General features: G+C 54.1%; 13 protein-coding genes. 10 read left to right on the top strand and 3 right to left on the bottom strand.

From position 1 onward, the window contains the following. Positions 1–153 precede the first annotated feature (153 nt). The 4 genes from SZ63_RS11760 to SZ63_RS12805 all read left to right on the top strand — a co-directional run bounded on the left by SZ63_RS11760 (position 154) and on the right by SZ63_RS12805 (position 4844). Positions 154–807 (top strand): hypothetical protein, encoded by a 654-nt coding sequence (locus SZ63_RS11760; RefSeq protein WP_156168495.1) that lies wholly within the window; start codon positions 154–156, stop codon positions 805–807. 6 nt (positions 808–813) lie between these two features. Next, positions 814–1122, top strand: coding sequence for a hypothetical protein (locus SZ63_RS11755; protein ID WP_048185616.1), 309 nt, complete (start codon positions 814–816; stop codon positions 1120–1122). Next, on the top strand, positions 1122–3770 hold the full coding sequence (locus SZ63_RS11750; RefSeq protein WP_048185614.1) for a DNA polymerase: 2649 nt from the start codon (positions 1122–1124) through the stop codon (positions 3768–3770). Before SZ63_RS11755 ends, SZ63_RS11750 begins: the two co-directional genes overlap by 1 nt. Positions 3771–4439: 669 nt before the next feature. Continuing rightward, positions 4440–4844 carry a TIR domain-containing protein gene (locus SZ63_RS12805; protein ID WP_082122779.1) on the top strand — a complete coding sequence of 135 codons (405 nt, stop codon included), beginning with the start codon at positions 4440–4442 and terminating at the stop codon, positions 4842–4844. Positions 4845–4882: 38 nt separating this feature from the next. On the opposite strand, the gene SZ63_RS13280 is transcribed toward SZ63_RS12805, so the two are convergent. Continuing rightward, positions 4883–5305, bottom strand: coding sequence for an IS5 family transposase (locus SZ63_RS13280; protein ID WP_394298776.1), 423 nt, complete (start codon positions 5303–5305; stop codon positions 4883–4885). A gap of 11 nt (positions 5306–5316) precedes the next feature. Further along, the gene (locus SZ63_RS13210; protein ID WP_048185612.1) at positions 5317–5676 is read right to left on the bottom strand and encodes an IS5/IS1182 family transposase; all 360 of its coding nucleotides are present in this window, start codon (positions 5674–5676) and stop codon (positions 5317–5319) included. Between the two features lie 167 nt (positions 5677–5843). On the opposite strand from SZ63_RS13210, the gene SZ63_RS11740 reads away from it, so the two are divergent. Further along, positions 5844–6227 (top strand): PKD domain-containing protein, encoded by a 384-nt coding sequence (locus tag SZ63_RS11740; RefSeq protein ID WP_048185610.1) that lies wholly within the window; start codon positions 5844–5846, stop codon positions 6225–6227. 267 nt (positions 6228–6494) lie between these two features. Here the strand turns inward: SZ63_RS11740 and SZ63_RS11735 are convergent, their stop codons facing one another. Further along, positions 6495–7883, bottom strand: a complete 1389-nt coding sequence (locus tag SZ63_RS11735; protein WP_048185609.1) for an RNA-binding domain-containing protein — start codon at positions 7881–7883, stop codon at positions 6495–6497. 338 nt (positions 7884–8221) lie between these two features. Between SZ63_RS11735 and SZ63_RS11730 the strand changes: the two genes are divergently transcribed. The 5 genes from SZ63_RS11730 to SZ63_RS11710 all read left to right on the top strand — a co-directional run bounded on the left by SZ63_RS11730 (position 8222) and on the right by SZ63_RS11710 (position 13417). Next, positions 8222–9385 carry a hypothetical protein gene (locus SZ63_RS11730; RefSeq protein WP_048185867.1) on the top strand — a complete coding sequence of 388 codons (1164 nt, stop codon included), beginning with the start codon at positions 8222–8224 and terminating at the stop codon, positions 9383–9385. A gap of 180 nt (positions 9386–9565) precedes the next feature. Continuing rightward, a complete protein-coding gene (locus SZ63_RS11725) occupies positions 9566–10603 on the top strand; it encodes a PDDEXK family nuclease (RefSeq protein ID WP_048185607.1) in 1038 nt (345 codons plus the stop codon). A gap of 144 nt (positions 10604–10747) precedes the next feature. Continuing rightward, positions 10748–11215, top strand: a complete 468-nt coding sequence (locus tag SZ63_RS11720) for a RidA family protein (protein ID WP_241481346.1) — start codon at positions 10748–10750, stop codon at positions 11213–11215. Between the two features lie 183 nt (positions 11216–11398). Further along, positions 11399–12871 (top strand): ATP-binding response regulator, encoded by a 1473-nt coding sequence (locus tag SZ63_RS12535; protein ID WP_162199205.1) that lies wholly within the window; start codon positions 11399–11401, stop codon positions 12869–12871. A 99-nt stretch (positions 12872–12970) separates the two neighbouring features. Next, positions 12971–13417 carry a DUF3887 domain-containing protein gene (locus SZ63_RS11710; RefSeq protein WP_241481345.1) on the top strand — a complete coding sequence of 149 codons (447 nt, stop codon included), beginning with the start codon at positions 12971–12973 and terminating at the stop codon, positions 13415–13417. Positions 13418–13464: the final 47 nt, after the last annotated feature.

Genomic DNA, 13464 nt, shown 5'->3' with positions numbered 1-13464 from the left:
ACAATCCATCTGGTGTATGGAACGATCGATTAAGGTCGCGTTTGAGCACCGCCGGCCCTGTAAATTGATGATTGGGCCAGGGGATTGGTCCGCGGCTCATCTTGGCTGGGACACGCCGGTAGGCCACAGGAGGGGCGTAATCAACTGGTAACTATGGGACAATTTGCACGTGGGTATCCAACCTACGATGACTGGGCTAAGGTTGTGCGAGCAGAGAGCAGGTATGCACGACGGATACACCTTAAACATCACCTCTGTCCCGACCAAACCCGGAAAGAACTGGTACAAGTGCGGTACGCGGATCACACGCTCACACGAACCCGGTGGGAGGACCTAACCCCCCAGCAGAAATGTATCCGTTCACTCGCCGTAAATGCGCTGCGTCAATTACGGGCGGGGGCGGAGTTCCAGAGCGCAATAAGCGCGGTTGGGCTGACAGAGAGTGAGGTGCTTGCCCATCTTGCACCATACTACCTCTGCTGGGACCAAAAACAGCGGACGCTACGGTGTGCACCATCTGACACGATCGAAGTCGAAATGAGCTTTTTCGTGCGGGACATGGGGATTAGGTCTGTTGTCACCGCGAAAAGCCAGGACCGGTCGCTCATTGGTAGATACATGGCGGCGGTGAGCGATGCGCTTGAGGCGCGTAATCAATCCGCGTTGGCAGAGTTTGTCGGTAAGAGGGTTCTCGATGCGCACGGTGTTGCCCACTACTTCGAGACCGACCTGGACAAACTCTATCTGTACCACGAAATGCAGGAAGAGCCGGAATTCTTTGAGATCTATCATACGGAGGATCTGTGAGGATCTATGCATAAAGACACATATCGGGAAGCAATCCTGAAAATGATCAGGGATGGCGATGCCAAGATTTGTTGTATAGCCTGTGGGGAAAGTGATCGCAGCGTGATCGAGCTCCATCACGTATTTGGAAGGAAACTTTCATGGCTGGAAGTTCCGCTGTGCAAGAATTGCCACGCAAAAATCACCGCCGAACAAAACAAACTTCCACCGAAGGACAGAAAGGGGTGTCCGTTTATCGGAGTAAGCATAGGAGCGCTCGCCGTAGTGTGGGGACAACAGTGCATCGATCAGGCCCATAAGGGAGTGGACACGTGATGGATAAGCTGGCGTTACGGGTGTACACACAAAAAACAGTGTGCCCGAAAGCGTTTTTCACGAAAGAGCGTAAGGATCCCCCACTTCGGCACTCCAGGGTGTTGGTTTTCGATACGGAAACCACCATAGATGCCTATCAGAACCTCAAGATCGGGTATTTTCGAGTATACCACGACGGATACATACAGCATGAAGGGTTATTCCACGACCCTTCATTGCTCACCACGGAAGAGATGGCGACGCTGAAGTCCTATGCAACGGAGAACTACATTGGGTTGTATTCGCTCCCCGAATTTATTGACGATGTGTTCTATCCTGAGGTATATGAACTTCACACCCTCTGCATAGGATACAACCTCGCGTTCGATGTAAGTCGGATCGCAAAGAAGGCAGCAAAGTCGAGAAAGCGGAATAAGGGGGGATTTTCATTTATACTTTCCAGCGACAGGTTCAAGCCCCGTATAATCGTGAAGCAGTTGGGGACGGCTTACACCTTTAAGTTTTCATCCCTGAGGAAAAAGAGTGATACGCCTCACTTCCCAGGACACTTTTTAGATGTCCAGAGGCTCGCTGAAATTTTTTTACAGAGCCGCCATATCCCACTAGCGAAAGCAGCGGAAAAATTAGCCACAAAAACCCGGAAAATGACCGTTGACGAACATGGGACGGTTACAGAGAATTATATCGATTATCTCATCACCGATGTTGTAACCACGTTTGAGGTATACACGCGCCTCTGTGCGGAATTAGACCTTTACCAGATCCAGGCTCCGCTTACCAAGATCTATAGCTCTGCGTCGCTTGCAAAATTCGCCCTTAAACAGCTCGGCATTGGGCAGCCCCCCCTGTCAGGTGATAGTAACACTGTTGGTCATATCATGACAGCCTATTACGGTGGACGAACTGAATGCAGGGTGCGCAAAAAACCACATCTGGTCACCGTCCTTGACTTTACAAGCATGTATCCCTCCGTCACCATGCTGCTCAAACTCTGGCCGTTCATTGTTGCCAGGTGGATAGATACCAAGGTCGTGACCGAAGAGGTTCGCGATCTGTTGGCACATGTCGATCTCGCGTTCCTGCAGGACCCAAGTAACTGGGGAGGGCTCACTGTCATGGTGAAGATCAAACCGGCTGGGGATATCCTTCCCGTCCGGATGGACTATAACGGGAGTGGCGAATCCTTCAACGTGGGCATCAATCCCCTTAGCTCCGACACCCCCATGTGGTATGCTTTGCCCGATGTCATTGCCTCATGTATCCTGACGAAGAAAGCGCCTGAGGTCATCGAAGCGATCAGGTTTACCCCCAAGGGTGTGCAACCCAATTTGACGAAATCCGAAATCCTCGGAATTCCAGTAGATCCACGCAAAGACAACCTTATCCAGTTACTGGTAGAGGAACGGCAGAAAATCAAGCAACGCATGAAGGGAATGGATAGGAATGACCCTGAACATGGACTGCTGGAGAGCCGAGCACAGGCAATGAAAATTCTCGTCAATGCAATGAGTTATGGGATATTCATAGAGTTGAACCCGGAGGACCGCAAAACTGCATTAGACGTGTATGGGCTGGGCCGCTTCTCGACAGAAGCAAACCTGTTTGAAAGACCGGGCCTTTTTTTCAATCCATTTCTTGCAGTTATGATCACGTCCGCCTCCCGCTTGCTCCTCGCTATGGCAGAGGCATGGCTGCAGGCTAGGGAGGTCCCTCACGCATACATGGACACAGACAGTGTTTTTGCGCCCGTGGATTATGCAAACGAACTTTCAGCCTTTTTCCAACCGCTGAATCCCTATGGTATTGATATCCCCATCTTGAAGATCGAAACAGGTAAGGTTAACGTGTGGTTCTATGGGATTTCATCAAAACGCTATGCTCTCTATTACTATGAAGGCGGGGAAATTGAGTTGATAGACTACAAGCTCCACGGGCTCGGTCATCTCCTTAACCCCTATCCAAGGGGTTCGGAACACTGGCACGCAGAGATCTGGCGTGATCTGCTCTGCCTACACTACGGGAAGATCTCTAGGGGGAGTATTATGGAGAAGTACAGGGATCTATACGCGCTTTCCCGCCTGACTGTGAGCACATCGCAGGTTTGGAACCGATTCTCTAACCTGAATAAGCGCAAGCGTTGGAATGTAACGATTAAGCCATTTAATTTCGTTATCGTGGGTTTCCAGACGATTAATAACGAGGGTAAGGTAGTCAAGCCTCTATCCGCGTACTCAGGTTATCCGCAAACCGTAGTGCATCAGCCATTTATCGACTATAACACGGGGAAAACGATGTCCGGGCTGCACTGTTTCAAGTCCCTCAGCACAACAATACTTCAGTACTTTAGCCATCCCGAATACAAATATAAAGGCGACATCGGCTATCTTGCACGGAGGCCCGTCGACGCCCAGGGAGTGATCTACATAGGTAAAGAGGCGAACAAAATTGATGAGCAACCGCTGAGCGTGTTAGAACCGCAAATATTTAGAGATAAAGACGCGACTATGCAGCAAATTTTAGCGATGTCCACTGCAGAAGCCGAGATGCGTGGCGTCGGTCGGGAAGCGTTCAGACAGATAAAGAGGCGTATTACAGAATCAGGGGATATTAATTTGAACACCCCAGCTGTTAAACGGCTGATCGATTAATCGAGTCAAGTTGGATAGAGAATCATAAGGTGGTTCCTCCCACCGACCCCATTATAGCAGGAACCCCGCATCCGGTACGGCATGTCCCACATGCCGCGCATGGTCCCCTCATCTCACCACTTCAGAAGAGCATGCCCCACCATCGTCCTGTCAGGGGGCCACTTCATCCACCACCGTGATCATGCCACAGGTGACAGATGTCAAATTTTTTTTGAATAGCTATAACCCCGCATTCCGGAACACAGATGGGAAGTAGGATAGGTATGGGATCTCCAGAGGAAATTTGGGGTCTCTTCTCAGCCTGTGGACAGTGATCGGGAGGCGTAGATACAGAATCTCCAGAGGAAATCTGGGGTCTTGTTTCACAACCTGTGGACGGTGATCGGGGAGCGCAGCTGCAGAATCTCCAGAGGAAATTTGGGGTCTTGTTTTCCAACCTGTGTGATCATCTTACTGTTTGTAGATGACAGAATCTTCTAGTACTCTGAAGAATCATTTTTATTGTCCACTTGTGGGCGAGCACACCTTTCCTGGGGTTTCAATGCCTGACTAGATTTTATTGCATGCTATTAGTCTTATGATGCAGTGAGGGCATCGAAGAGGTGATTACATAATTAGAAAATTATTTATGTAAGAATAGTTAATTAACGCTATTTAAGGGAGTTAATTATGTCAAAGCACCATCATTTGTTTATCAGTCATTCGTGGACATATGGTAATCAATACAATAATTTAACAGAATTACTTAAGAATAGGCCCTATTTTTCTTACTCTGATTATTCAGTTCCCAGAAATGATCCAATTCACACAAATGGGACTGATAAAGAACTCCGAGAGGCAATAGAGCGTAAAATTAAACCTTGTGGCGTAATTATCATCTTAGCAGGAGTTTACTCCACATATAGTAAGTGGATTAACAAAGAGATTGAAATTGCCCGAGAGTATGGAAAACCTATCTTAGCGATTGAACCTTGGGGATCAGAAAAAACATCCAGCGTTGTAAAGCAAGCAGCAAATAAAATTGTAAAATGGAACACAGAATCAATTGTGGCAGCAATACGGGAATTAGATTGATATGCGGAAAGCCCTTGTTGTTGGTATTGACTACGAGGTCATCCCAATATTCTCCCGATCATGACACTACATGCCAGGTAAATCAATCCCAGGAATGAGTGTTCATACCGCTCGTAGCGTGGGACAATCTTCTTAAATGCCTCAATCCAACTGAAGAACCGTTCTACTGCATTGCGCTCCTTGTAGAGTTTCGGATCGAACCAGAATGGTCTCCCACGTTTCGGATATCTCCGGGATCTCCGGTTGACTGGAATATTGCTCTTAATTCCTCGTTTCCGGTTGTACTGACGAATTTCCCGAGCATCATAGGCTGCATCTGCGGAGATGATCACGGGACGATCCTGCACTTCGGGAATCTCAAATGCTTCGAGGGTTGGCTCATAGAGCCGGGAATCATGGACATTTGCGGGTGCAACCGTGCAGGCAAGGGGGAGACCATGCCGATCGACCAGAGCGCTCAGCTTGTTGCCGTTTACTTTTTTATAGCCATCATAGCCAGTCGATCCCCTTTTTTCGCCTGGATATCCTTGGTATCGGTAGAACAGTGCGAGAGATCGATCTTTTTGATCTCGTAGCCAGATCGGAGGAGGTCGAGGAAGATCGCCTGGTACACTCCTTTCTCGCAGAGTTCGAGGTGGTACCGGTGAACCGTCGATTTGGTACCGTACTTTACCGGCACATCGAGCCAGGAGCATCCGGTGGTCAGAACGTACAGGATGCCGTTGATCAACCCGCGGGGGTCACACCGCGGTCGGCCAATGTGCGGCTTCGTTGGTGGGAGGTATTTCTGAACAATCTCCCAGAGATCGTCATCAATTTCCCGGAATACCATGATCCCCGGTTTTATTTTGGAGGTCTTATAATTTTAGGATCACCTCTCTGATAGTTCAAGATATTTAGGCAGATTTCGAAACGGTCCCGCACGCTATATTGACAAACCTGACCGCACCAACGCACCGGACACGTAATTTATTATACTACTTTTATTAATGTGGCACCATGGCTCCAACATACCGTGATGCAACCATCAACTCCGTCGAAGCGACTGCCACGGTCAGCGGCAGCACCGGCGGCGGCCGCGACGAGAAGGGCAACGTGTATTTCTTCCCGAACGTCTCGGTGAGCATCGGCTACTGGTTCGACAACGAAGGAGTTCCGTCTTCGGACTGGGATACGCACTTCAAGGCGCAGTTGTGGATCAACGGCGAACAGGTCGGCAAGAAACAGGACCTCTCCGCCGGTGGCCCGCAGACCTACGCGTTCTTCGCGCACAAGTTCCCGGCAGCGGGCACCTACAAGGTGGAGGTTCGCGGGAAGAACTCGAAGTCGATCGACGTTACGATCAAGAACCCCCCGGTGCAGGAGAAGAAGGCGGCGCAGTGATGGGGGAGGGTGTCTACTTTTTTCACTTGCCCATAACGGCGCAATCTGGATTGGTGGCACCAAAAACCACTTATGGGATTGTACAGCATGTGTACCTATTATACTCGCTACCGTTCCGTTGTGGGACGGTAGTTTGTTCTTTTGTTCACTCTAATATCACGAGCTGGTTCAGGTAACCCGGAAAACATCTCCTCATGGAACCGGTCTTTCCCCTCGCTCATGTCGTCGGCTCACCTGTCCCGGGGATGGAGCATGCTTCAGTGAAGGTCATTCCAGTACCTCCCAGTGACCGCTCCGGGCAGGGCCGATGCGACGGAGCCGGCCTTGCTGTTTCAATTTTTCGATCTGTTTCTTGATCGCTCGGTCGGTTACACCTACGCTCCGGGCGAGTTCAGCAATGGTCACGGTTGGGTCATGTTGCATGAGTTCAATGATCTTCTGGGAACTTTTCTGGGAACCTTTTGGGGAACTTTTCTGGGAACCTTTCTCCGAACTTCTCTCCTCTTTTCGGTGAACCGTGACGGTGAAAAGATCTCCCTCTTGATCGTCGGTAAAGTCGATCTCAGGCCAGTCTTCGAGTGCCCGTTTGATGCCGGAGCCGAGGCCGCGGTATGGCAGCAGCCCCTTTGCGACGTACGATGCAAGAATCGGGTTTCTGATATTGGAGTTGCCGGCCCGAATCTTTTCCACCGTCAGGTTGTTCGGGAGGTGACCGGGGCTGATGATCTCGATACGGTCATCGAATATGAACAGCCGGATCGGTGCGCTGATCAGATAATCCCGGTGCACCAGGGCATTGACCAGGAGTTCCTCAAAGACCACCGGCGGGATCTCCGGAACACCCGGGGCGTTGACTCCCTTGCCGGCCTGGATCTTTCGGAGGTTGCGCATGACAAAGGCCATAGCGCCCTCGAATACATCAGGAAACGTCCCCGTAAAATCCTCAGTGTCGAGATATTCGCTTACGTGGATGCCATTGCCCGGATAGCGGATGGCCTTGATGATAAACTGCGGTTTGATCCATTCCGGCCTCTCGGCAAAGAGGAGCACCCCGGCCAGATTCAGCATCCCGTTATCCGCGGCAAGGTTCATGTTCTGCAGGAGCGTTAGCAGTTCTTCAGGCGAATCCGGGTAGGGTTGATTGTAGGTGTCCCGCAGAAAGTCCCGGAAGCGCAGTCTGTCCAGTTTGTCGACGCCTGCTCTGGTCGGCAGTTCGTCGGCATGGAAGATATCGACGCTCTGGAAGAGGCGGCGGAGCTCCTCCCTGGAGTTCACCCGCCGTTTGTCGGCCCCGTTTTTGAACCAGATCACACCGTTCCTATCGAAGTATGGCTTATCCTGCCCCTTCGGAACGGTGAGTATGATAACAACGCGATCTCCATCTACCGGGATATTTTTGGTCTGTACCGTCAATGGGCTCTTCACGTGCTGAGAGGCCGCGTTGCTGATGATCTGATTGATCCGGTTCACATCCGTGCGCGACAGACCGGGTACGGAACCGTCATCAGCCACACCGAGAAAGAGCGTACCTCCATCGGCGTTGGCAAATGCCGCCATCTCAGCAGCAAGGGCATCGGCATTGGTAACGTCGCGCTTGAACTGGCATCGGCTGTCTTCACCGGTGGCGATCTGGGCTCGGAGGATATCAGGGATCATGGGGGGAGCCTCGTTGCGGAGGGGGCAGAAGGTAGGCTGTCTCTGTAGATCCCGTTCCCATCTTCCCTCTCTGGTTGTTGCGATACGATAAGTACCCATTTTGGATCGGGGCTATATTAACCTACCATTTTTCTGTATTCAGCGAACTCTTGATTTGCTCAATCCCGAATCTGCAGGAGGCATCTTTTATTTTGCCCCATCTACAGTGATAAACCGGAATACTACGGTTCGGAGTTTATTCCTCCTTCATACTTGAGGCAATCCCCGGCGAAATGTTTCGCCAATCGATATGTTCCAGTCGTCTCTTTTTATATGTCGGTTCTGCTGAGATCTACTATATGGGCGGCAAGATATTCCTCCTCAAAGACGGTGACGAATTGCAGGAGATGGTCGAAACCCCATATGATTCTGAAGACCTCCTTCAGCAGCTCCTCAAGAACCATCCTGCGCTTCTTGCCGGTGACCAGATTGATCCGACCGAACCGAGGAGATGGCTGTTGATCACTCGTGAAATGGGTGTCCCGGATAGCGATGACAGTACAGGGAGGTGGGCACTCGACCATTTGTTCATTGACCAGGACGGAATCCCTACCCTCGTTGAGGTGAAGCGGAGCTGCGACACTCGAACTCGCCGTGAGGTGGTTGCCCAGATGCTGGACTATGCAGCGAACTCAGTGCAGTACTGGAATATCGGAGATATCATCAGATCCTTTACTCACACTTGTGGAGAGAAAGGAGTTGACCCTGAAGAGGAACTTGCAGCCTTCTTATCTGGCTCTACCGATCCCGAGGAATATTGGGATATAGCGTTGGCGAACCTTCGGCAGGGGAAGATCCGACTCCTCTTTGTCACCGATATTATCCCCCCTGAATTGAAGAGGATTATCGAGTTCCTGAATGAGCAGATGAATCCCGCGGAGGTGCTCGGGGTGGAGGTTAAGCAGTATACCGGCCGAAAGGAAAAAACCCTTGTCTCCAGGGTCGTTGGCCAGACGATGAGGGCGATCGACACCAAGAAGGTTCGGTCTGGAAAACCACGGCAATGGGATCGGGAGTCGTTACTTCTGCAGGTGCAGGAGAGGGCAGGAGATGAATCTGTGCGTATTGTAGATCATGTCCTTGAATGGGCGGAGACGCACAATTTCTCATTGAAATACGGAAAGGGTGCGCACGAGGGGTCAGCAACGATTGGACTCGACCTGCCCGGCGGGAATTACTGCAGGATTATCACAGTGAATGGAGGAGGCAACATCGCTCCTAACTTTGATATGCTATTGGGTTTTCCTCCATTTGATCAGAGGGAGATGCGCCTAAAGATGCTTAATAAATTGGGCCGCGAAAGCAATATCCGGTTTGATCCGAATAAAGTCGATACCTGGTCAAACCGACCTCTCTCTCCGCTCGCAGATGAGAACCACTTCCATGCGTTTTGCAAGACCCTTGAGTGGGTGAGAGGTAAGCTGGAAGAGCATCACCGACTTGCAGGAGCGCAATCGGGATAAAATCTTCTTCGTAAGGGCATCCAATACCTTTTTCGAGGGTATAACTGTTGTCTGGAGACGTACCTTGAGATCTCCCTATTTTGGCTCTGTACTGTGAGTCACCTCTCAAGCCCCATGCCTGCCCGCCCCCATTGATAAACATCTATCAACCTCTCCCTCCATATTCGCTATGGAGATTCGATGCCCGCGATACGAATAAGCGAAGGAAGCGAGCTGGCCCAGCAGCCGGAACCCTTCAGGAACGAGTACGAACTGCAGGAGATCCTCGCCGGGCACCCGGTGCTCCTCGTCGACCGGGGCGATTCCGCGCTCGTCACGATCTGCCGGGAGTTTCCGCTTGAAGGCGGGTTCGCCGATATCGTTCTCGTCGACAGCAACGGGCTGCCGGTCATCGTCGAGGTGAAACTGGCCCGCAACGGGGAGTCGCGGCGCGAGGTCGTCGGCCGGTTATGCGACTCTCTATCAGCAATGCGTAACCTTACGCCCGATGCGGTGAACGAGCGATCCGCGGGCCTTCTCGAAGAAACGTTCCAATCCATGGCCGGTGCCGAGGGGGAAGAGAATCCCGAGGCCCGGCTCGCCCTGGTGAAGAGTACCTTTGCCTCGTATCTGAGAGCCGGGCAGGTTCGGGGCATCATCGTCCTCGACGCTGCCCCCGACGACCTTATCCGGGAGTTCAGTTACCTCAACGAACACAGCGATCTCGATCTCCGGCTGCTGGTGGTCGAGCGCTACCGGCTCGGCAGGCACGAGTACTTCTACCATTCGCGGTTCCTGGTATCGGGAGAGACGGATCCGGAGATAAAGCGACAGAGGCTGCGGCTTCGCCTGATCGTCGAGATGTTCTCGAAGATGAAACCGCCGATATTCTCGACGCACGCGACAGGGAAGGAGAACGTCCGGGTATACCGCGAAGGGTGGCCGGCAGCGGTGTGCTACGAGTTCGGCGACCGGGGGGATTCCATCAGCATCGAGATACAGGTCAGACATAAGGAGTACCCGAAGGTCGCGGACTTCCTCGCCAGACTCCGCGAGCACCTCGCCACGGCCATCCCGGACACGCAGAGGGTCGAGCTCGCTACCGACCCGTCCGGGTGGACGAGGCTTCAGTTCTTCTTCGGGGAAGAGATCGACCCGTACCGGATCGCACAATCGATGGTGCGCCTCTGCAGGACCGAGAAAGACATCTCCACCCTGCTGCAGGAAGGGAGCGGATAGAGGCCGAACACCAACCGCCGATTCGTCCGGCTCCAAGGAGGTGCCCGCCTGACACCGGAACCGCCGCCCTCCTCCAAAGGTATACGTATCGGTGCATCAAACACCCTGTATGGATGCTCCGGCCTCGACGGGCAGGGATAGATCATGAACGGCAGCACGATGATCCCGGTTCTCGTTTTTGCATGCGGCCTCCTTGCGGGATTCGGCGTATACGCGGTTCTATCCTCCGCCCCGGGCGAGACCGCTCTCTACACGGCGAACGCGCCGGAGCCCATCGGGCCGTACAGCCAGGCCGTGCAGTCCGGGGACTACCTCTTCATCTCGGGGCAGATCGGTCTCGACCCGGTCACCGGCAACCTCTCCGGCACCGCCGCCGGCGAGGCGAGGCAGGCGATGGAGAACCTGCGGGCCGTGCTTGCCGAAGGCGGCCTCGACTTCTCCGACGTCGTCCAGACCCGGATCTACTTGACGGACCTCGCGGACTTCAATGCGGTCAACGCCGTCTACGCCGGGTACTTACAGGAGCCGTATCCCGCACGGGCGACGGTGCAGGTCGCCGCCCTCCCGAAAGGGGCGAGGGTCGAGATCGAGATGATCGCAAGCGTGCGGTGACCCGGGCGACCAGAAGCAGGCGCAGTACTCACGCGGGAGAGATCTTATTCTCCCCTCTGTGGGCGTACAGACCGCCTTTCGAACTAAATCTTTCTTCAATCTCGCACAATGCGATAAAATGTCATGATAATGTCCTGACAATTGGAAATGTTTTTTATACTCGTTCTCTCTCATTTAGATATAGTGCATCCCCTCGCGAACCCGGATCACATCCTCTATGTGGACGACGAAGAGGCGCTGCTCGAGATCGGTCGGGCTTTCCTCGAGCGAACGGGCAGCATCATCGTCGATACGACCTCGAACCCGCTGGAGGCATGCGAGACGATCATGACCGGCCGGTACGACGCGGTCGTCTCGGACTACATGATGCCGGGAATGGATGGGATTGCTCTCTTAAAGCAGGTCAGGGAGGCGGGGTCCCGGGTGCCCTACATCATCTTCACCGGCAGAGGACGCGAGGAGGTGGCAATCGAGGCGCTGAACTGCGGTGCCGACTTCTACCTCCAGAAAGGCGGCGACCCGAGGGCGCAGTTTGCCGATCTTGCCAATGCGGTCCGGCAGCTGGCCGGGAGGCGGCGGGCGGAAGCGGCGTTGCGCAAGAGTGAAGAGATGCTGCAGAGAGCGGAGAGCATCTTCCGCACCGCCCCCGCCGGTATCGGAATGGCTGTGGACGGGGTCGTCACGGAGGTCAACGGGCGGCTTTGCGAGATTGTCGGCTACACCCGCGACGAACTCCTCGGTCAGTGCATGCGGCTGTTTTTTCCGGGCGACGCGGAGTATGACTCCGCCCTGCGGCAGATGGACGTCCAGATCGGGAAGGCCGGAACGTGCGCGCTTGAAACCCGTTGTATGCGCAGGGACGGAACGACTCTCGACGTGCAGTTCTCCAGCACGCCTCTCGATCCGACGGATTCCTCGCGGGGCATGACGTTTGCCGTTCTGGACATCAGCGAGTACACGGCACTGGAGCTGGAGATCGCGTATCACTCCGAGGAACTTGTCCGTCAGACGAACAGCCTGGCCGTTGCGAACAGGAAACTCAACCTGATGAGCAGCATCACCAGGCATGACGTCCTGAACCAGCTGACGATCCTTCTCGGCAACCTCTATTTTGCCCAGGAGGCCGAGCCCGGCGAGGACATCCTGGAATACCTTGCCCGGGTCCAGAGCGCAGCCGACCGGATTCGCCGCCAGATCGAGTTCACCCGTGACTACACGGATCTCGGTGTCCGGTCTCCGGAATGGCAGCGGATCTCCGATGCGCTCGGGACCGAGGCGGTTCACGGCCTGCCGGTCGAGAACGAGGCCGGAGATCTTGCCATCTATGCGGATCCGATGCTTGCAACGGTCTTTTCCAACCTGATGGACAACACAATCCGGCACGGAGAGTCGGCGACCCGGGTCCGCGTCCTGTATCGTCCGGAAGAGAACGGGGATCTCACCCTCGCCTGGGAGGACGACGGCGCCGGTGTTCCTGCCGGGGAGAAGGAGCGGATCTTTCACCGGGGCGTCGGGAAGAACACGGGGCTCGGGCTCTTCCTGATCCGGGAGATCCTCGGGATCACCGGGATCGGCATCACCGAGACGGGCGAGCCCGGGAAGGGGGCACGGTTCGAGATGCTCGTGCCCCGCGGGATGTATCGGATCGAAGGATGAGGGAGTTTTGTGACCGTGAGCCGGCCTCCTGCATCGCCGTCCCTCCGGCTCCCGCGACCCGACCCCTACCTTAATCTCCCCTTAATCCAACGTTACTCTATGAATATCCCCCGGATCCCACTCCTCGCCGCCCTGCTCATCCTCGCCGCGGCCGTTGCATGCGGGTGCATGGCCCAGGAGACCGTGGTCTCGGACGGCGTGAAGGCAGAGGTGCTTGCATACGCGGACCCGATCGCCGGGAACGTCATGCAGGGCTTCAACGAAGGCAACTACACGATCTACTCCCGCGACTTCGGCCCGGAGATGAGGCAGGCTCTCGACGAGGCCGCGTTCGAGCAGAACCGCGAACACGTCACGTCCCGGATCGGGCTGTATGAATCCAGAAGAGATCCCGTCGTCACCGAGACCGGAGAGTATATCGCCGTGACCTACCGGGCAGAGTTCGAGCAGGAGGACGGCGTTGCTCTCCGGTTCGTCTTCCAGAAGGATGATCCGTCGCACCGGCTCCACGGGCTCTGGTTCAACTCGCCGAAGCTGCGCGGTTGAGGCACGTTTTGGCTAAAAGAGATTCCGGGGTTCCCCCCGGCCCTTCT

The sequence above is a fragment of the Methanoculleus sediminis genome (genome assembly GCF_001017125.1).
Lineage (GTDB): Archaea > Halobacteriota > Methanomicrobia > Methanomicrobiales > Methanoculleaceae > Methanoculleus > Methanoculleus sediminis.
This window is presented reverse-complemented; position numbering and strand designations above follow the sequence as displayed.